We start from the raw sequence: 19,095 nt of genomic DNA, 5'->3' as shown, positions 1-19,095 counted from the left end.
GGGCCGGCAGCCAACAAACAACGACCCGGAAGAGAACGCTAAGTATCCGAGATCGTGCTCCGCCTAAAAACTGGTCGAACAGGCGTCTGATTCACCACAAAATGAAAGAGAGGAGAACCCCCATGCTGGAGACCGCAGCAGGCACCAAGATCCAGAACGTGCTGTCCGCGCTCAACCGGGCGCTGGCCAGCCGTGATCTGGACGGCGCCCTCGAGCTGTTCGCCGAGGATTGCTACTGGCGCGATCTGGTCGCGTTCACCTGGAATATCAGGACGGTGGAGGGCAAAACGGCGATCCGCGACATGCTGGAAGCACGGCTGGACGAGGTGAAGCCCGGCGGCTGGAGGCTCGACGATAACGAGCCCGCCGCCCACGCCGACGGCATTACCGAAGGTTTCATCGTGTTCGATACCGCCGTCGCCCGCGGCTACGGCTATATTCGGCTCAAGGACGGTCTGATCTGGACGCTGTTGACCACGATGCACGAGTTGAAGGGCTACGAGGAGCCGAAAGGCCGCTCGCGGCCGTTCGGCGCCAAACACGGCGAGCATCAGGGCGAGCCGACCTGGGCCGAGGATCGCGAGGCCGAACTGGCCGAACTCGGCGTTACCGTCCAGCCTTATGTACTGATCATCGGCGGCGGGCAAGGCGGCATCGCGCTCGGCGCGCGCCTGCGTCAGCACGGCGTGCCCGCGCTAATCGTCGAGAAGAACGAACGCCCCGGAGACTCCTGGCGCAAGCGCTACAAGTCGCTGTGTCTGCACGACCCGGTGTGGTACGACCACCTGCCCTACATCAAATTTCCCGACAACTGGCCGGTGTTCTCGCCCAAGGACAAAGTCGGTGACTGGCTGGAAATGTACGCCAAAGTCATGGAACTGAACTTCTGGGGGCGGACCGAGGCCAAGCACGCCAGCTACGACGAGAACACGGGCACCTGGCGCGTCGTGGTCGAACGCGACGGCGAAAAGATCACGATCGAGCCGAAGCAGCTAGTGCTCGCCACCGGCATGTCCGGCAAGCCCAACGTGCCGACGATCGCCGGCCAGGACCGCTTCAAGGGTGTCCAGCAGCACTCGTCGGAGCACGCGGGCCCCGAGGGCATGGAAGACAAGAAGGTGGTCGTGATCGGCTCGAACAATTCGTCGCACGACATTTGTGCCGCGCTCGCCGAGCACGGCGTCGACGTGACCATGATCCAGCGCTCGTCCACGCATATCTCGCGCTCGGAATCGCTGCTGAAACACGCACTCGGCCCGCTGTATTCGGAACAAGCGGTGGCAAACGGCATCACCACCGAAAAGGCCGACCTGCTTGTCGCCTCGATCCCCTACGCGGTCATGGCGAATTTTGAAAAACCAGTCTTTGACGCGATTCGCGAGGAAGACGCCGAGTTCTACCGGCAATTGGAAAAGGCCGGCTTCATGCACGACTTCGGCCCGGACGACTCCGGCTTGATGATGAAATATCTGCGCCGGGCATCGGGTTATTACATCGATGTCGGCGCCAGCCAGCTCATCATCGACGGCAAGATCAAGTTGGAAAGCGGCGCCGAGGTAAAGGAACTGACCGAAGACAGTGTCGTGCTCGAAAACGGCCGCGAGATTCCGGCGGACGTCGTCATCTACGCCACCGGCTACGGCTCCATGAACGGCTGGGCCGCCGATCTCATCTCACAGGACGTGGCCGACAAGGTCGGCAAGGTCTGGGGGCTCGGCTCCGACACGCCCAAGGACCCCGGCCCGTGGGAAGGCGAAGAGCGCAATATGTGGAAGCCCACGCAACAGGGCGGCCTGTGGTTCCACGGCGGCAATCTCGCCCAGTCGCGCCACTACTCGCATTATCTCGCGCTGCAACTCAAGGCCCGGATGGAGGGCATTCCCACGCCGGTTTACGGACTACAGGAAACGCACCATCTAAGTTGATACCGGCCCTTGCGAACTTTGCGGGGCTCCTCATGGCGACGTGATCAACGGCAGCCAGATCGCCAGTGCGAACAGGCTTGCCAACAAGACCGGCGGCGTCAGCACGAGGCCGACTTTCATGTACTGGCCCCAGCCGATGCGATAGCCCTTGTTCGCCAGCACGTGCAGCCACAGCAGGGTGGCGAGGCTGCCGATCGGGGTAAACTTGGGGCCGAGGTCGTTGCCGATCACGTTTGCATAGATCATCAGCTCGCGCGTGACTTCGGGCACGTGCGCCTGCTTGATCGCCAGCGCGCCCACCAGCGTGGACGGCAGGTTGTTCATGACCGAAGCGACGAACGCGGAAAGAAAACCGGTGCCGAGTGTGGCCACGATCGCGTTCTGCCGGCCGAGCCAATCGAGCACCGTGGCGCCGTAGTGCGTCAGCCCGGCCTGGCCAAGGCCATAAACCACCAGATACATGCCGATCGAGAACAGCACGATCTGCCACGGCGCGTTGCGCATCACCGGGGCGAGCGGGACGATGGCGCCCTGGCCGCCGCGCCACCAGCGGCCGGCGATGGCCAACAGAATCAATGCGCCGGCGCCGGTAACCAGGCAGAAGGGCACATGCCACGGGGCCAGCACGAAATAAGCGACCAGCAGGGCGGCAAGCACGGGCAGCGCGGCGCGAAACACGTACGGATCCACGATCGCGCTGGCCGGTGGGTCGATCTCGTTCACCGGGTAGCGCTTCGGTAGCTTGCGGCCGAAGGCGAGCCAGAGCACCGCGAGCGTGGCGCCGATCGAGACCAGATCGACCGGCACCATGACCGCCGCGTAGCGGTCGAACGGCACTTCGAAGAAATTCGCGCTGACGATATTGACCAGGTTCGATATCACCAGCGGCAGGCTGGCGGTATCGGCGACGAACCCGGTGGCAATGATGAAGGCCAGCGCCGCGGGGGCGGAAAATTCCAGTCTTACCAGAATGGCGATGACGATCGGCGTGAGCAGCAGAGCGGCGCCGTCGTTGGCGAAGACGGCGGCGATCACCGCGCCCAACAGCACGATCAGCGGGAACAGCCGGTGGCCGCGCCCGTTGCCCCAGCGCGCGATATGCCGCGCCGACCAGGAGAAAAAGCCCGCCTCGTCGAGGATCAGCGAAATAACGATCAGCGCGACGAAGGTGAACGTGGCGTCCCAGACGATATGCCAGACCACGGCGACATCCGAGAGTTGCACCACGCCGGTGGCCAGTGCGGCCGCGGCGCCGCCGAGTGCGCTCCAGCCGATGCCCAGGTTCTTCGGCTGCCAGATGACGAGCACGAGCGTGATGATGAAGATGGCCAGCCCCAGCATGGGCGGGAATCGCTCCGGTTGGGGTATAGCTCAGTGTGCGACCTGGCTGACCCGTTTCGACGTTTCCCCGGCGCTTTCCACGCGTTCGGAGTAGCGGTAAGTCAGGTAGCCGGCCCGGTCGCGCATCAGCCAGGTGAATTTCACGAGTTCCTCGCAGACATCGACCACGCGTCGATACAGCGGCGAATCCTTCATGCGGCCGGCCTCGTCGAACTCGCCGAACGCCTTGGGCACCGACGACTGGTTCGGAATCGTCACCATGCGCATCCAGCGCCCCAGCACGCGCAACTGATTAACCGCGTTGAAGCTCTGGCTGCCGCCGGAAACTTCCATCACCGCCAGCGTCTTGCCCTGTGTGGGGCGGATGCCGCCCAGCGACAGAGGAATCCAGTCGATCTGGGCCTTCATGATCCCGGTCATCGCGCCGTGGCGTTCGGGGCTGATCCACACCATGCCCTCCGACCACGTCGCCAATTCCCGCAGTGCCTGGACGCGCGGATGATCCGCCTCGGCGTCATCGGGGAGCGGTAGGCCGGCGGGGTCGAAAACCCGCACCTCGCAGCCGAGCCAGCACAGCAGACGGGCCGCCTCTTCGGCGAGCAAGCGCGAGTAGGAGCGCGCTCTCAGCGAGCCGTAAAGGATGAGAATACGCGGCGCGTACCGTGGGCTGTCCGGCCCGGCCAGGGCGTCGATGTCGATGGGCTCCAGCAAATTCGGATCGATGTTCGGTAGATCGGCCAGATCAAGGCGCTTGTTCATACTTCGCCTTTCGTATAGGTAACGACTTCGCCGTCTGTCTTGGTGAACGCGGCCACCGGTGTCGCCAGCAGATCCAGCACCCGCTCCGACGGCCGGCACAGGCGCACGCCCTTGGCGGTCACCACGATCGGCCGGTTGATGAGGATCGGATGCGCTTGCATGGCCTCGATCAATTGCTCGTCGGTGAGGGTGGGATCGGCCAGGCCGAGCTCATCATAAGGTGTGCCCTTGCGGCGCAGCAGATCGCGCGGCGTCATGCCCATCTGCTCGAGTAGCCAAAGCAATCGTTCCCGCGAAGGCGGATTGTCCACGTATTCGACAATCTCGGGTGTCTCGCCAGAGGCCTCGATCATCGCCAGCGTGTTACGGGAGGTCCCGCAATTTGGGTTGTGATAGATCAGCGGTTGCATGAGGCGGTCCTTATTGATGGGAGGCGGAGGCACAGCCGGCCAGCGAGTCGAGTAACGGTTGACAGACTTCGGGGCGGCCGGCGCAGCAGTCGCGAACGAGAAACCCCACGGTTTCCTGAATGTGCGCGAGATGGGCGCGATAGATGATCGATCGGCTCTGGCGCTGCGGTACAGTGAGTCCGGCGCGGGTCAGCACGGCGAGATGCGCGGACATTGTGTTGTGAGGCACATTCAGCAGCCGTGCGATTTCGCCCGCTGGCAGACCGTTCGGCTCGTGACGAACCAGCAGACGAAAAGCCGCGATCCGGGTTTCCTGAGCCAGCGCCGAAAAGCGCTCGATAGCATTTTTCTCGTCCATATGTCTAATATTATGGACATGTTGCGATAAACGCAATTCGGCGGTGAATAACGTCATTCGGGTTTGAGGACCTGAAGGCAAGCACATGCCCGGCCGTTCAAATCCTGGGGCGAGACCAAAAAAGCCAGCCCCGAAGGGCCGGCCGATATCCAGCGCAGCGGGGTGTTACAGCGACACAGCCACGGACTTGGTTTCGGTGTAGTTGTTCAACACCTGTTCGCCCATTTCGCGCCCCCAACCGGACTGCTTGAAGCCGCCGAAGGGCAGGGCGGCGTCGAAGATGTTGTAGCAGTTCACCCACACCGTGCCGGCGCGGATCTTGGCCGCCAGCTTGTGGGCCTTGCCGATGTCTTGCGTCCACACGCCGGAAGCCAGGCCGAAGACCGTGTCGTTGGCGCGCTTGATGAGGTCGGCGTCGACATCGGAGAACTTCGTCGCCGCGACCACGGGTCCGAAGATTTCCTCCTGATAAACGCTCATGTCGTCGGCGACGTCGACCAGCACCGTTGGTTCGACGAAATAGCCGCTGCCTTCGCCGCGTTCGCCGCCGGCCGCTGCCCGCGCGCCCTGTTTCTTGCCGGCGTCCAGATAGCCGGTAACGCGGTCGAATTGGGTGCGCGAAACCAGCGGGCCCATCTGGGTTTCCGGATCCAGCCCCGGACCGAGCTTGATATTGCGGGCGAAATCCGCCACGCCTTCGACAACCTGATCGTAGATCGACTCGTGCACGAACAGACGTGATCCGGCGGCACAGCATTGGCCGTGGTTAAAGAAGATGGCGTTGGCCGCGCCCGGAATGGCTTTTTCCAGGTCGGCGTCGTCAAGGATAATATTCGGTGACTTGCCGCCGAGTTCGAGCGAGACCTTCTTCAGATTCCCCTTGGCCGCGTCGACAATCAGCCGGCCGACTTCGGTAGAGCCGGTGAACGCGATCTTATCGACAGCCGGATGGGCGGCGATCGGCGCGCCGGCTTCTTCACCGAAGCCGGTGAGGATGTTGACCACCCCGTCGGGCACGCCGGCTTCCTGCATGATCTCGGCGAGTTTCAAGCCGGACAGCGGCGTTTCCTCGGCCAGCTTCATGACCACGGTGTTGCCGCAGGCCAGCGCCGGGCCAAGTTTCCAGGCGGCCATCAGCAACGGGAAGTTCCAGGGGATGATCTGGCCGCAAACGCCGACCGGTTCGCGCCGGGTGTAGGCGTGCCACGCCGCACCGGGCGCGTAGGGCACGGTGATGCCGATCTGCTCGCCGTTGAGCTTGGTGGCCCAGCCGGCCATGTACTGAAACAGCTCGGCCGCCAGCGGCACGTCGGCCGCGCGGGCGATGGCGATCGGCTTGCCGTTGTCCAGCGCTTCGAGTTGGGCCAGTTCTTCCTGATGTTCCATGATCAGGTCGCCGATCCTCCATACGATGCGGCCGCGTTCGGCGGGCGACATCTGCGTCCAGGGCCCGTCATCGAAGGCCTTGCGCGCGGCTTTCACCGCCTTGTCGACATCGGCCTTTTCCGCCGATTGCGCATGGGCCACGACTTCATCGGTCGCGGGGTTGTAAACCTCGAAGGTCTTGCCGGATTCGGCGGCGACCCATTGTCCGCCGATGAGCATGTTTCTGGGTTGGTCGATGAATTCCCGAACGCTGGATTCGAGTTCGACTTCGCGGGCTGCGACTGCGCACATGGTGCATCTCCTCTTATGTGTTCTTTAACGTGTTCCGGCCGCGCCGTCACGCGGAGCGGCCGACGTGTCTATCTTCGAACGCCGTTTACCAGTGATAGCGCAAATTTCGCGCCAGTGGAACGGGCGGCGGCCGGGGCCGACGATCGGGGCTCCGGCGGCATGGCCGGGCGACGGCAGGCCGCCCCGATCGCCACAGCTGTGGCGGCGGGCGGCCACACCCAGACGCCTCGACGCGCGGCGTCGAAAAGAAAAAAGCCCCGCCGTATTGCCACGACGGGGCTTTGTGTGCCGGCTGCAACGGCGTTTTTATGAATCGACGCGAAAGCCCATTGTGGCTTCTACGGCGCGTTTCCAGCCCGCGTAGTAGCTGCGGCGCTTGTCTTCGCTCATGACGGGCTCGAAGCGGCGCTCGATCACCCATTGTTCGGCGATCTGCTCGCGTGACTCCCAGAAGCCGAGCGCGAGCCCGGCCAGATAAGCCGCGCCCAACGCCGTGGTTTCGTTGACTTCGCAGCGCAGCACCTCGACGCCGAGGATGTCGGCCTGGAACTGGGCGAGGAAATCGTTGGCGATCGCGCCGCCGTCGGCGCGCAGCTCCGTCAGTTTCAGGTCGGCGTCGGCCTGCATGGCGAGCAGCACGTCCGTGCTTTGGTAGGCCAGCGATTCCACCGCCGCACGGATGAAATGTTCTTTGGTCGTGCCGCGGGACAGCCCGAACATCGCGCCGCGCACGTTGGAATCCCAGTACGGCGCGCCGAGCCCGGTGAAGGCCGGCACCAGATACACGCCGTCGTTGTCGCCGGCGCGTTCGGCGTAGTCTTGCGAGTCCGAGGCCTTGCCCAGCATGCGCAGTCCGTCGCGAAGCCATTGGATGACCGAGCCGGCCACGAATACGCTGCCTTCCAGGGCGTATTCGAGTTGGCCGTCGATTTCCCAGGCCACGGTAGTGAGCAGACCGTTGTCCGAGGCCGTGGCCTCGGTGCCGGTATTCATGAGTGTGAAGCAGCCGGTGCCGTAGGTGTTCTTGGCCTTGCCGGGTTCGAAGCAGGCCTGGCCGAACAGGGCGGCCTGCTGGTCGCCGGCGACGCCCGCGATCGGCAGTTCGTTGCCGAAGAAGTACTTGGGCAGCACATTGCCATAGACTTCGCTGGAAGACTTCACTTCCGGCAGCATCGATTCGGGCACGCCGAACAGCTCGAGCAATTCGCTGTCCCACTGTCGTTCGTGGATATTGAACATCATCGTGCGCGAGGCATTGGTCACATCGGTGACGTGCACTTCGCCGCCGGTCAGGTTCCAGATCAGCCAGGAGTCGATGGTGCCGAACAGGAGGTCGCCGTTGTCGGCTTTTTCCTTCACGCCCTCGACGTTGTCGAAGATCCATTTGAGTTTGGTGCCGGAGAAATAAGCATCGATTACCAGGCCGGTCTTGTCGCGGATCATCTCGGCGTGGCCGGCTTCGCGTAGCTGGTCGCAAATCTCGGCCGAATGGCGCGACTGCCAGACGATGGCGTTATACACCGGATGGCCCGAGTTCCTGTCCCAGACCACGGTGGTCTCGCGCTGATTGGTGATGCCGATGCCCGCGATTTCGGAGACGTCCACCTCGCTGTTGTTGATCACCTCGGTCAGCGTGGTGAGCACGCTGGTCATGATCTCGCGCGGGTTGTGCTCCACCCAGCCCGGGCGCGGAAAGATCTGTTCGAATTCACGCTGAGCGACGCCCGATATCCGGCCGCCGTGATCGAACAGCATCGAACGCGAACTGGTCGTGCCCTGATCGATGGCGAGAATATATTTCTTATTCATGGCTGACTCCTCGGGGATATGGCGATGATGATGTGCACAGCCTATTCGGCGTCGTCCGGATCGGCGCCCGCGCGGGCCGGCAGAAACGGCCGGATGAGCCACTGGTAAGCAGCGCCACCGACGACGCCGCCGATCAGTGGTCCGGCGATCGGCCCCCACCAATAATCCTTCGGCGAGGGAAACGCCTGATAGCCCCAGCCGGCCAACCAGGCGAATACGCGCGGGCCGAAATCGCGCGCTGGATTGATGGCCCAGGCTTCAAGATAGCCCATCGACGCACCGATGAGCGCGACCAGCAGACCGATCATGAACGCACCCGAATTGGCCATCGGCGCCATGTCGTTGTATTGCTCGGTGATCGCGAAAATACCGAATACCAGCAGTGCGGTCAGGATGATTTCGTCCATGAAGGCATGCATGGTCGTGATGTGCGTGTTGGGATGGGTGAAGAACACGGCGGCGGTTTTCTGTGCGATATCGGTATCGGCGCTGCGCACGGTGTGGTGCGCGGCCAACAGATGATCGATGACGGGATAAAACAGGGCATAGACAATAGCGGCGGCGACCAACGCGCCGATGGTCTGCGCCAGCCAGTAGGGCACGACCTTCTTCCACTCGAAATCGCGAAAACAGGCGAAAGCGAGGGTCACCGCCGGATTTACATGGGCGCCGGTCACCGAGGCGGTGACATAAATCGCGATCGTGACCGCGAGGCCCCAGGAAATCGCCACACCCCAGTAAGCATGCATATAAGGGCTGGGGTCGTAGAGAAAATACATGGCGGACGCGCTGTCGCCGAAAACCACGATGATGAATACGCCGGCGGCTTCCGCAACGAGCTCGCCCAGATATTGTCGAGCCATATCGCACCTGCATATCGCCGATAATGACCTGATATTGACGGTAGGTAGCCAAGTTGTCGCTGGGCAACTCTACTTATTACCCCGGTAATCAAATAGACAAACCTTTTCGGAGTACTAATACAAGCCGCTTCGGCTCGTTGTAGAGCGCGCGGCACGGGTGCGCGACGGGCCGCGCGCACGAAATCATTATGCTTTGCGTATTTCGTCACCGATTTATTAGACCGATTGCGTGGATTTCGAGACCACCTGCTTTACCGCCGGTTGGCTGAGATATTCACCCAGCCGGCGCGCCTCGTTCTCATTCAGGCGCAGGCCCAGCTTGGAGCGGCGCCAAAGGATATCTTCGGCCGTGCGCGCCCACTCGTGTTCGCGTAGATAGTCGACTTCGGCGGCATACAACCCGGCGCCGAAGTGCTCGCCCAGATCTTCCAGATCTGTCGCGGCACCAAGAATTTCGTACACCCTGGTGCCATAGTGGAAGACTAGGCGATAGGCCATATCGCGGGCCAGGAAGGGATGGCTTTGTTGCAGCAATTCGAGCAGGCGTTGCGGGGTGGATAGGTCGCCGCCGGGCAGCGGATGACCATCGCCGGTCCAGGCCTTGCTCCGGTTGCCCAGTTGCGGCGCAAGTTGATCGACCGCGTCCTCGGCCAAGCGCCGATAAGTGGTGAGCTTGCCACCGAACACGTTGAGCAGTGGCGCGCCACCCTCGGTATCGAGCTGGATACGGTAATCGCGGGTGATCTCGCTGGCATTGTCCCGACGGTCGTCGAGCAAGGGACGAACGCCCGAGTAGCTCCAGACCACGTTATCCGGCCCGATCGAACGTTTGAAATACCGATTCGCCGATTCGCACAGATAGGCCACCTCGTCGGCATCGATCGCGACTTGGCCGGGCGCGCCCTCGTGCTCGATATCGGTGGTGCCGATTAGGGTAAAGTCTTGTTCGTAGGGAATGGCGAACACAATGCGCCCGTCAGGTTGCTGAAAAATATAGGCGTAGTCGTGATCGAACAGTTTATTCACGACGATGTGGCTGCCCTTGATCAACCGCAGAGCGTACGGGTGATCCATCGCGACTATATGATCGAGAAAATGCACCGCCCAAGGTCCGGCCGCATTCGCCAGCGCTCGCGCTCGCGTTTCGATGGTCTCGCCGTCCGCGGTTTTGAGGGTGATCTGCCAGCCCTCGCCGTCGCGACGTGCGGATTCGCAAGCGGTACGCGTCATGACGGTTGCGCCGCGGTTCGCCGCGTCCATGCAATTGAGCACGACCAGGCGGGCGTCCTGAGCCCAGGCGTCGGAATAAACGAAGCCTTTGTTGAAGTCGGGCTTCAATGGCGCGCCGGCCGGGTGGTCGACGAACTTCACGCCGTGCGACCCGGCCAAAGTTTGACGGCCGCCGAGATGGTCGTAGAGAAACAACCCGGTACGAATCATCCAGGCCGGGCGCAGATGTTTCTGGTGCGGCAGGATGAAGCGCATCGGCCAAATGATGTGCGGCGCGGCCTTGAGCAGAATTTCGCGTTCCGACAAGGCCTTGGCCACGAGTTTGAATTCGTAATGTTCCAGATAACGGAGGCCGCCGTGAATGAGCTTGGTCGAGGCCGAGGATGTATGACTGGCCAGATCGTCCGCTTCACAGAGCAGAACCGATAGGCCGCGGCCGGCCGCGTCGCGGGCAATGCCGGCGCCGTTGATCCCGCCACCGACTACGATCAAGTCATATATTTGCCGAGCGCTCATGTCAGGCCTGTTTAATGTTCGGATTAAAACCTTAGAGTTCGAAAGCGAAAACAAAAATACAACAAAAGTTGTAGATGGCAATGGCCGACCACGGGCTAGTATGCATTTGAGGCGGGTTCGCAGTGACTATAGACGTGTGCGCGGACCGGATCGATCGCAGTCGCCGGCGGGCGTCAGGAGCGTATCGATCACAAGTATTCGCATGTGCGGAGCCGGAAAAAGGAGAGAAGCCGAGTGACATCGTCGAGTAGTCCCGCATCGAGCGACGAGACGCCGACAGCGCGCCAGCGTGCGATCGTTGATCTGGTGGAACAGCAGGGTTTCGTTGCCATCGGGGCGCTGGCCCGAAATTTCGATATCACGCAACAGACGGCGCGTCGCGACGTGAACGCCCTGTGCGAGGCCGGTCTGTTGCGCCGGTATCACGGAGGCGCAGGCCTGCCGTCCACGGTCGAAAATATTGCGTACGAGGCCCGTCAGGTCCTGAATCTGGAGGGTAAGCGCAAGATCGCGGAACTGGTGGCGCGCGAGATTCCCGATCATGCGTCCCTGTTTCTGACCCTGGGCACCACGACCAAGGAAGCCGCGCGTGCGCTCACCCGCCACAAGGGGCTTCGCGTGATCACCAATCACTTGCAGATCGCCGGCATGATCTCGTCCTGCAAGGATGCCGAAGTGATGGTGGCCGGCGGCGCGGTCCGGCCGATCGACGCCGGGGTGACCGGTGAGATGACCCTGGATTTTTTCAGTAATTTCAAGGTCGACTACGCGCTCATGAGCATTTCGGGCATCGAGTCGGACGGTTCATTGTTCGATTTCGATTACCGCGAGGTACGGCTGCTGCGCGTGATCATCGCCAATGCACGCCGTGTGTTCCTGCTCGCCGATCAGACCAAGTACAACCGGCATGCGCTGGTGCGCGCCGGCCATATTGCGGACAGCATCGACGCGCTGTTCACCGACAGTGCGCCGCCGCGCGCTCTTGCCGATGTGTTGGCCGAGCACGGGGTGGCGGTCCACATTGCCGATTAGTCGTATCCAGGGGCTGGCAAATGTTCGCCTACGACCTTTGGCTAGTTGCTCGTGTTCGAATTCGAACACTATGCTCGGGCTCAGTTAACGATGGCCGTTTAGAAACAGTCGGCCGCTAGATTTAGAAAACGCCCGGTACTTGATCCCGACCGTTCAAGATCCGGCAAATTCGCTTGTTTGTCTGTTCAGCCGATAAAGCTGCCAGCATGTTCAGGAGGAGAAGGGCGATGTCGCTAGTGCTCGACAATGTATCCAAGGTGGTGGGTGGCCAAACCCATATCGCACCGATGGATCTCGAGCTGGAAAGCGGCTCGCTGTCGCTGCTTTTGGGCTTGACCTTGTCCGGCAAGACCTCGCTGATGCGACTGATGGCCGGGCTGGACAAGCCGACCACGGGGCGCATTCTGGTGGAGGGCAAGGACGTGACCGGCCGCGCGGTGCGAAAACGCAACGTGGCCATGGTCTATCAGCAGTTCATCAACTACCCGTCGCTCACGGTCTACGAGAACATCGCGTCGCCGCTGCGCATCGCGGGCGTGTCGTCGGCCGAGATCGACCGGCGGGTGCGGACCGAGGCCGAGCGCCTGCATATCGAAGCGATGCTGGATCGGCTGCCGGCCGAGCTGTCTGGCGGGCAGCAGCAGCGTACAGCCATGGCGCGCGCGCTGGTGCGCGATGCTGAACTGGTGCTGCTTGACGAACCGCTGGTGAACCTCGACTACAAGCTGCGCGAGACGCTGCGCGAGGAATTGCCCCGGGCGCTGGAAGGGCGGCGCTCGATGGTCGTGTATGCAACCACCGATCCCTGGGAGGCGTTGGCCTTCGGCGGTCGCACGGCCGTGCTCGAGGAAGGGCGGCTGCGCCAGTACGACTACGCCGCCCGTGTGTACGCGGCGCCGGCGACGACCCATGTGGCGAGCGTATTCAGCGATCCGCCCATGAATATTGTCGAAGGCGAGCTCACCGGCGACGAATTGAGATTGGCCGATCTGCTGCGCGGGGCCCGCCCCCAGGCGCTGGCCGGTCTGGACGCGGGCGAGTACCTGTTCGGTTTGCGGCCCGCGCACCTGACCATCGACGATGAAAGCGCCGACCTTGGCCTGTCGGCCACGGTCGATGTCACCGAGATCAGTGGCTCCGACACCTATGTTCATTGCCAGGTGGCCGGTTTGCCCTGGGTCGCCGTGCAGCCGGGCGTGCATGAGCATGAACTGGGCGCGCCGGTCGAACTCGGTTTCGATATCGAAAGATTGTTCGTTTTCGACCGCGACGGGCAACTCGTTCACTCCCCCGAAGCCGCTGGCGGCGAACGCCAACGCGAACACTAGGGACTCGATCACTATGGCCTTGATTCGTTTCGACGGAGTCGCGCACAGCTATTCCGGGCACGCCCGGCAAGATAGCGATTACGCGCTCCAGCCGATGAATTTCCGCTGGGAGGATGGCGGCGCGTATGCGTTGCTGGGTCCGTCCGGCTGCGGTAAGAGCACGCTGCTCAATATCTGTTCCGGCTTGCTCGCGCCTTCGGAAGGTCGTGTGTATTTCGACGACCAAGACGTGACCGCGATGTCGCCGGAAAAGCGCAATATCGCGCAAGTATTCCAGTTTCCGGTGCTCTACGACTCGATGAGCGTCTACGACAATCTGGCGTTTCCGCTACGCAACCGGCGCGTGGCGCGCCCGCAGATCGACAAGCGCGTGCGCGAAGTCGCGGCGATGCTCGATCTCGAGGACGTGCTCAAACGTCGCGCGAGCGGCCTGGGCGCCGAACTCAAGCAAAAGATTTCGATGGGGCGCGGCCTGGTGCGCGACGATACGTCGGCGATCCTGTTCGACGAGCCGCTGACCGTGATCGACCCGCAGCTCAAGTGGCGGCTGCGGCGCCAGCTCAAGGAAGTGCACAAGCAGTTCAGCCATACGCTGATCTATGTCACGCACGATCAGATCGAAGCGCTGACCTTCGCCGAGAAGGTGGTCGTGATGTCGGACGGCGAAATGGTGCAGGTGGGTACACCGCAGGCACTGTTCGAGCGCCCCGAGCACACCTTCGTGGGTTATTTCATCGGCAGCCCGGGTATGAACTTCTTGCCGTGTTCGATTGCGAACGGCGCGGCCGTGGTCGGCTCGACTCATATTCCGCTCACCGATGCCCAGGCCGGCGCGGCCGCCAAGCACGGCTCGGGTAACGACCAGTTCAAGCTCGGTATCCGGCCCGAATTCGTGACGCGCGCCGCCGGCGACAACGGCCTGAAAGTGTCCGTGACGCACGTCGCCGACATGGGCGAGTTTCGGTTGGTTACGGCCAAGCTCGAGGGCCACGAGATCAAGATCAAGCTGCCGGTCGAAGCCGGCGAGGTCGACACCGGTGAAATGGCGGTCGAGTTCCCGTCGCGGTGGGTCTGTCTTTATCGCAACGAACGCCTGATCGGCGACGAGGTGACGTCGTGAACGACAACCGCTTTTCCGACAACAGGGCGTGGTTTCTAGCTCTGCCGGCCGTGCTGATGGTGGCGTTCGCGTCGCTGATTCCCTTCATGGCGGTGGTCAATTACAGCGTGCAGATCGTGTTCAGCATGCAAAACCATGCGTTTGTCGGCTGGGAAACCTTCCGTGACGCGTTGACCAACGAGGAATTCCGGAGTGCTTTCTATCGTCAGGTGATCTATACCGCGATCGTGCTCGGCGTCGAGGTGCCGCTGGGCATTGGCGTGGCGCTGACCATGCCGCGCAGCGGTAAGGCCGTAGGCCCGGTGCTGGTCGTGCTGGCATTGCCGTTACTGGTGCCGTGGAACGTCGTGGGCCTGATCTGGCAGATATTTTCCCGCGGCGACATCGGCTTGTTCGGCGCGTTCGTCAATAATTGGCTGCATCTGGACTACAACTATTCCACCGGCTTCTTCTCGGCCTGGTTCACGGTCATCATCATGAGCGTTTGGCACTGGACTTCGCTGGTGGCGTTGCTGTGCTATGCCGGCCTGTGCGCGATCCCCGGGGCGTTCTACCAAGCCGCCCGCATCGACGGCGCATCGCGTTGGGCGGTATTCCGCTTCATCGAGCTACCCAAGTTGCGCGGCGTGCTGACCATCGCGATCCTGCTGCGCTTTGTCTACAGCTTCAAAGTCTATGCCGAGCCGTTGATCGTAACCGGCGGCGGGCCGGGCAGCACGACCACCTTCATGACCGAGATGCTGGCCAATACGGCGCTCGGGCAGTTCGAGTACGGCAAGGCCGCCGCCTACGGGCTGCTTTACTTCCTGGTCATTCTGTTGATCAGTTATATATTTTATATCGTGCTGACCCGCGTCGGCACGAACGAGGGGGGCGAATAAGATGGTTCGTCGTATCGGCCTGACGCTGTTCATCCTGTTCCTGCTGATTCCGATTTATTGGTTGGTCACGATGTCGTTCAAGAGCAACCAGGAAATCATCACCCAGCTTTCGCTATGGCCGTCCGACTGGACGCTGGAGCATTACCGGACAATCTTCGACCACCCCGACTGGCGCGGCGCGTTCCTACATTCGTTGTCGTATGTGCTGATCAACGTCGCGATCACGCTGCCGCTGGCGATCCCCGCCGCTTATGCCTTTTCGCGCTTCAATTTTTTGGGCGATAAGCATCTTTTCTTCTGGTTGCTGACTAATCTGATGGCGCCGCCCGCGGTGTTTCTGATTCCGTACTTCCAGCTTTATCACAGCATTCATCTGTTCGATACGGTATTCGCCGTAGCGTTGGCTCATACGCTGTTTAATCTGCCGCTGGCGGTCTGGATTCTGGAAGGTTTCATGTCCGGCGTGCCGCGTGAGATCGACGAGACCGCTTATCTCGACGGCTATTCGCTGCCGCGTTTCTTTATCAAAATATTCCTGCCATTGATCGGTTCGGGTATCGGCGTGGCCGCTTTCTTTTGCTTCATGTTCAGCTGGATCGAGCTGTTGCTGGTCCAGACACTAACCACCACCAACGCCACGCCGATCCCGACCATGATGGGCAGCGCCTTCACCGCTTCGGGTACCAACTGGGGCCTGCTCGCCGCCGCCGGCACGCTCACGCTTGTACCGGGCGTCATCGTCATCTGGTTCGTGCGCAACCGTATTGCTTCCGGCTTTGCGCTGGGCCGCGTTTAAATAGGGGCTTGATCATGCATTGGATGCTCTGGACGCTTCCCACCGCAATCTTTTTCGCAGCCATCGGTGTGTTGTTGGTCGGCATGACGATCTGGCAGTTCATACAGCCGACGCGCGACCGCCGCGGCTGGATCATTCCCATGCGCACCACGCGCGGGGACCGTCTATTTATCGGACTGTTGGCATCGGCCTATCTCACGGCTTTGTGGATCGTGTTCGTGCCGCTGACGAGCTGGGTTCTGCTGGCCGTCGTCGTGGTGCTGGTGGCCGTGGTCGTGCTCGTCGGCTGAGCGCATGAATTAGCGAATAGATCTTTAGCCGGGCGCAGCGCGTTAGTTCGCAGGCGATGCGTCCGGTCAAACCGCCGGCTCAGCGCTATGCGGGCCGGACAATAACTGCGATCGGAAGGAGATCGACATGACTAAAAAGCATGAGGACGACCCGCAGGGTCGGACGGGGGGCAAAACTCCTCGAGGCTTCAACGCCAACCGCCGCAATTTCCTGCGCTCGGGCGCCGCCGCGGCGGCCGGTGTGGCCGCGGTTCCGTTCGTGGGTACGGCCGCCGCGGCCGCATCGAGCCAGTCCGGCGCATCGGATCTGCCGCCGCTGGGCAAGATTCCCGATTATAAAAACTACGGCAAGGGCGAGACGGGCAGGAAAGCGGCCGAGAACTGGGTTGACGGCTTTCTGCAACCCTCGACGCTGACCCGCGATGAGCAGATGAAGGAAATGGATTACTTCATCAAGGCGGCCCAGCCCTATAAGGGTATGAAGATCACGGCCATATCCGAGGTCACCGGTACCCATCAGTTCGAGTCGAACATCCTGGCCCGGGCCTTCGAGCAGATCACCGGCATCAAGGTGGAACACGCGACCTTGCAAGAAGGCGACGTGGTGGCGAAGCTCGAGGCGCAATTGGCGACCGGCCGTTCGCTTTACGACATCTTCATCAACGACTCGGACTTCATCGGCACCCATCCACGCATGGATGACGTCGTTCCGATCAGCGACTACATGACCGGCGAAGGCAAGGATGTCACGCTGCCGACGCTGGATTTCGACGACTTCTTCGGCAAGAGCTATGTGACTTGGCCGTTGAACAATAAGCAGTACATGATTCCGGACGGCCAGTTCGCGAATTTGTACTGGTACCGCAAGGACTGGTTCGACCGTCCGGACCTGCGGAAGAAATTCAAGGACGAATACGGCTACGAGCTTGATGTGCCGGTCAACTGGTCGGCCTATGAAGACATCGCCGATTTCTTTACCAACAAGGTCAAGAACCTCGACGGTAAACGTATTTATGGCCATATGGACTACGGCAAGAAATCGCCGTCGTTGGGCTGGCGTATTCACGATTCCTGGCTGTCGATGGCCGGGGCCGGCGACAAGGGGCTGCCCAACGGCATGCCGGTCGACGACTGGGGCATCCGCGTCAACGACGATCTGAACGTGTTGGGCGCTTCGGTCGAGCGCGGCGGCGCCACCAACAGCCCGGCGGCCGTCTATGCCATCCGCAAATACAAGGAATGGCTCGATAAGTATGCGCCGCCGGAAGCCGCGGGCATGACCTTCTCGGAAGCCGGCCCGGTGCCGGCTCAGGGCCACATCGCCCAGCAGATCTTCTGGTACACGGCGTTCACGCCGAGCATGACGCAGCCGGGCCTGCCGGTGGTCAACGACGACGGCACGCCGAAATGGCGTATGGCGCCGTCGCCGCACGGCCCGTACTGGGAACCCGGCATGAAGCTCGGCTACCAGGATTGCGGTTCCTGGATGCTGCCCAAGGCCACCGATCCGAAGCATCGGGCGGCGAGCTGGCTGTACGCCCAGTTCTGTATCTGCAAGTCGGTATCGCTGCGTAAGAGCCTGGCCGGCCTGACGCCGTTTCGGCGCTCGGATATCAGCTCCAAGCCGATGGGTGAGGCCGCGCCGTACCTCGGCGGTCTGGTCGAGTTCTTCCGCAGCCCGGCGCAAAAGTATTGGACGCCGACCGGTGTCAATGTGCCGGCCTACGGCAAGCTGACTTCGGCGTGGTGGACGAACATCGCCAAGATCAACAGCGGCGAACTTTCGCCACAGGAAGGCATGGATGCGGTGGCCGAGGATATGGACAAGGTGTTCCATCGTATCCAGATAGCCAATCTCGAGAAGGTGGCGCCGCCCAAGCTCAATCCGAAGAAGAGCAAGGAGTACTGGTTCAAGCAGCCGGGCGCCCCGAAGCCCCCGATGGAAAATGAAGATCCGCCGGGCGAAACGCTGCCGTACGATGAGTTGTTGAAAGCCTTCAACGACCCGTCCTCGATCGGCAAAAAGGCATCCGACAGCTAGAGAGGACTGAAACCGCCGATTTGCGGTATGAGGGAAAGGCCCGGCGCATCGCGTCGGGCCTTTTCGTTTTTCATAGGCTCGGTGAACGCCCCCGCCACGCGATCGCGCCGTCGCTCGCGGGCAGCGCTTGGCGCCGACACGGCATAATGACGGGCCGCGATCGCCGAGCCGCGCCCGATGACCGACGCCGTAACCGATGATGACGAAGCTGACCGCTACTGGATGCGGCTCGCGTTGACGTTGGCCGAGGAGGCGGACGCCGCCGGTGAGGTGCCGGTCGGCGCGGTGATCGTACGCGACGGCGTTGAGCTCGGTCGCGGGCGCAACGGGCCGATCGCGGCGCATGACGCCACCGCGCACGCCGAGATCATGGCGATCCGTGCCGCTTGCCAGAGGATCGGCAACTACCGGCTTGCCGGCGCGACGTTGTATTGCACGCTCGAGCCTTGTGCGATGTGCGCGGGCGCGGTCGGCCACGCACGAATCGCGCGCGTGGTCTACGGCGCAAACGATTTTCGCGCCGGCGCGGCGCATTCCGTTTTCGCGGTGTTCGACGAACCGCGCCTCAACCACCGCGTGGCGCATATAGGCGGGGTGCTCGCCGACGAGAGCGCCGCTCTGCTGCGGCGGTTTTTCCGCGTACGGCGCGGACGCGCCGGCTGATCGAGACGGCAACCGTTTATGGCGGGCGCAATAGGGCTAATCCTTTCGGATGTATA

The 19,095-nt window shown here is 62.0% G+C and carries 17 protein-coding genes; 9 read left to right on the top strand and 8 right to left on the bottom strand.

From position 1 onward, the window contains the following. Positions 1 to 122: 122 nt before the first annotated feature. Positions 123 to 1,925 (top strand): NAD(P)/FAD-dependent oxidoreductase, encoded by a 1,803-nt coding sequence (locus VFJ08_RS10925; protein WP_324997241.1) that lies wholly within the window; start codon positions 123 to 125, stop codon positions 1,923 to 1,925. Positions 1,926 to 1,955: 30 nt separating this feature from the next. Here the strand turns inward: VFJ08_RS10925 and VFJ08_RS10920 are convergent, their stop codons facing one another. The 8 genes from VFJ08_RS10920 to glpD form a co-directional block, all read right to left on the bottom strand. After that, positions 1,956 to 3,266: an arsenic transporter gene (locus VFJ08_RS10920; RefSeq protein WP_324997240.1), complete on the bottom strand. Its 1,311-nt coding sequence runs from the start codon at positions 3,264 to 3,266 to the stop codon at positions 1,956 to 1,958. Positions 3,267 to 3,296: 30 nt separating this feature from the next. Then, positions 3,297 to 4,025, bottom strand: coding sequence for an arsenical resistance protein ArsH (gene arsH / locus VFJ08_RS10915; protein WP_324997239.1), 729 nt, complete (start codon positions 4,023 to 4,025; stop codon positions 3,297 to 3,299). Next, positions 4,022 to 4,435, bottom strand: a complete 414-nt coding sequence (arsC, locus tag VFJ08_RS10910; RefSeq protein ID WP_324997238.1) for an arsenate reductase (glutaredoxin) — start codon at positions 4,433 to 4,435, stop codon at positions 4,022 to 4,024. The genes arsH and arsC overlap by 4 nt, the downstream gene beginning before the upstream one ends. A 10-nt stretch (positions 4,436 to 4,445) precedes the next feature. Further along, positions 4,446 to 4,793 carry a helix-turn-helix transcriptional regulator gene (locus tag VFJ08_RS10905; RefSeq protein WP_324997237.1) on the bottom strand — a complete coding sequence of 116 codons (348 nt, stop codon included), beginning with the start codon at positions 4,791 to 4,793 and terminating at the stop codon, positions 4,446 to 4,448. A 165-nt stretch (positions 4,794 to 4,958) separates the two neighbouring features. Further along, positions 4,959 to 6,470 (bottom strand): aldehyde dehydrogenase family protein, encoded by a 1,512-nt coding sequence (locus VFJ08_RS10900; protein ID WP_324997236.1) that lies wholly within the window; start codon positions 6,468 to 6,470, stop codon positions 4,959 to 4,961. Between the two features lie 306 nt (positions 6,471 to 6,776). After that, entirely contained in the window at positions 6,777 to 8,279 is a 1,503-nt protein-coding gene (gene glpK, locus VFJ08_RS10895; protein WP_324997235.1) for a glycerol kinase GlpK, read from the bottom strand. Between the two features lie 41 nt (positions 8,280 to 8,320). Then, positions 8,321 to 9,142, bottom strand: coding sequence for an MIP/aquaporin family protein (locus tag VFJ08_RS10890; RefSeq protein ID WP_324997234.1), 822 nt, complete (start codon positions 9,140 to 9,142; stop codon positions 8,321 to 8,323). Between the two features lie 216 nt (positions 9,143 to 9,358). After that, positions 9,359 to 10,888 (bottom strand): glycerol-3-phosphate dehydrogenase, encoded by a 1,530-nt coding sequence (gene glpD, locus VFJ08_RS10885; RefSeq protein ID WP_324997233.1) that lies wholly within the window; start codon positions 10,886 to 10,888, stop codon positions 9,359 to 9,361. Between the two features lie 234 nt (positions 10,889 to 11,122). Between glpD and VFJ08_RS10880 the strand changes: the two genes are divergently transcribed. The 8 genes from VFJ08_RS10880 to tadA all read left to right on the top strand — a co-directional run bounded on the left by VFJ08_RS10880 (position 11,123) and on the right by tadA (position 19,039). Next, entirely contained in the window at positions 11,123 to 11,920 is a 798-nt protein-coding gene (locus VFJ08_RS10880; RefSeq protein ID WP_324997232.1) for a DeoR/GlpR family DNA-binding transcription regulator, read from the top strand. Between the two features lie 227 nt (positions 11,921 to 12,147). After that, positions 12,148 to 13,248: an ABC transporter ATP-binding protein gene (locus VFJ08_RS10875; RefSeq protein ID WP_324997231.1), complete on the top strand. Its 1,101-nt coding sequence runs from the start codon at positions 12,148 to 12,150 to the stop codon at positions 13,246 to 13,248. Positions 13,249 to 13,261: 13 nt separating this feature from the next. Next, positions 13,262 to 14,368, top strand: coding sequence for an ABC transporter ATP-binding protein (locus VFJ08_RS10870; RefSeq protein ID WP_324997230.1), 1,107 nt, complete (start codon positions 13,262 to 13,264; stop codon positions 14,366 to 14,368). Positions 14,369 to 14,424: 56 nt separating this feature from the next. Beyond that, positions 14,425 to 15,249, top strand: a complete 825-nt coding sequence (locus VFJ08_RS10865; protein ID WP_349256991.1) for a sugar ABC transporter permease — start codon at positions 14,425 to 14,427, stop codon at positions 15,247 to 15,249. Position 15,250: 1 nt separating this feature from the next. Beyond that, positions 15,251 to 16,045 carry a carbohydrate ABC transporter permease gene (locus tag VFJ08_RS10860; RefSeq protein ID WP_324997228.1) on the top strand — a complete coding sequence of 265 codons (795 nt, stop codon included), beginning with the start codon at positions 15,251 to 15,253 and terminating at the stop codon, positions 16,043 to 16,045. Positions 16,046 to 16,059: 14 nt separating this feature from the next. Further along, positions 16,060 to 16,335 (top strand): DUF2160 domain-containing protein, encoded by a 276-nt coding sequence (locus VFJ08_RS10855; RefSeq protein ID WP_324997227.1) that lies wholly within the window; start codon positions 16,060 to 16,062, stop codon positions 16,333 to 16,335. A 127-nt stretch (positions 16,336 to 16,462) separates the two neighbouring features. Further along, a complete protein-coding gene (locus tag VFJ08_RS10850; protein ID WP_324997226.1) occupies positions 16,463 to 18,376 on the top strand; it encodes an ABC transporter substrate-binding protein in 1,914 nt (637 codons plus the stop codon). A 177-nt stretch (positions 18,377 to 18,553) separates the two neighbouring features. Next, the gene (gene tadA, locus VFJ08_RS10845; RefSeq protein ID WP_324997225.1) at positions 18,554 to 19,039 is read left to right on the top strand and encodes a tRNA adenosine(34) deaminase TadA; all 486 of its coding nucleotides are present in this window, start codon (positions 18,554 to 18,556) and stop codon (positions 19,037 to 19,039) included. The last annotated feature ends 56 nt before the right edge of the window (positions 19,040 to 19,095 follow it).

The organism is Salinisphaera sp., from assembly GCF_035690525.1.
Lineage (GTDB): Bacteria > Pseudomonadota > Gammaproteobacteria > Nevskiales > Salinisphaeraceae > Salinisphaera.
The sequence above is the reverse complement of the archived record's forward strand: the minus strand, read 5'-3'. Positions and strand labels throughout refer to the sequence as shown.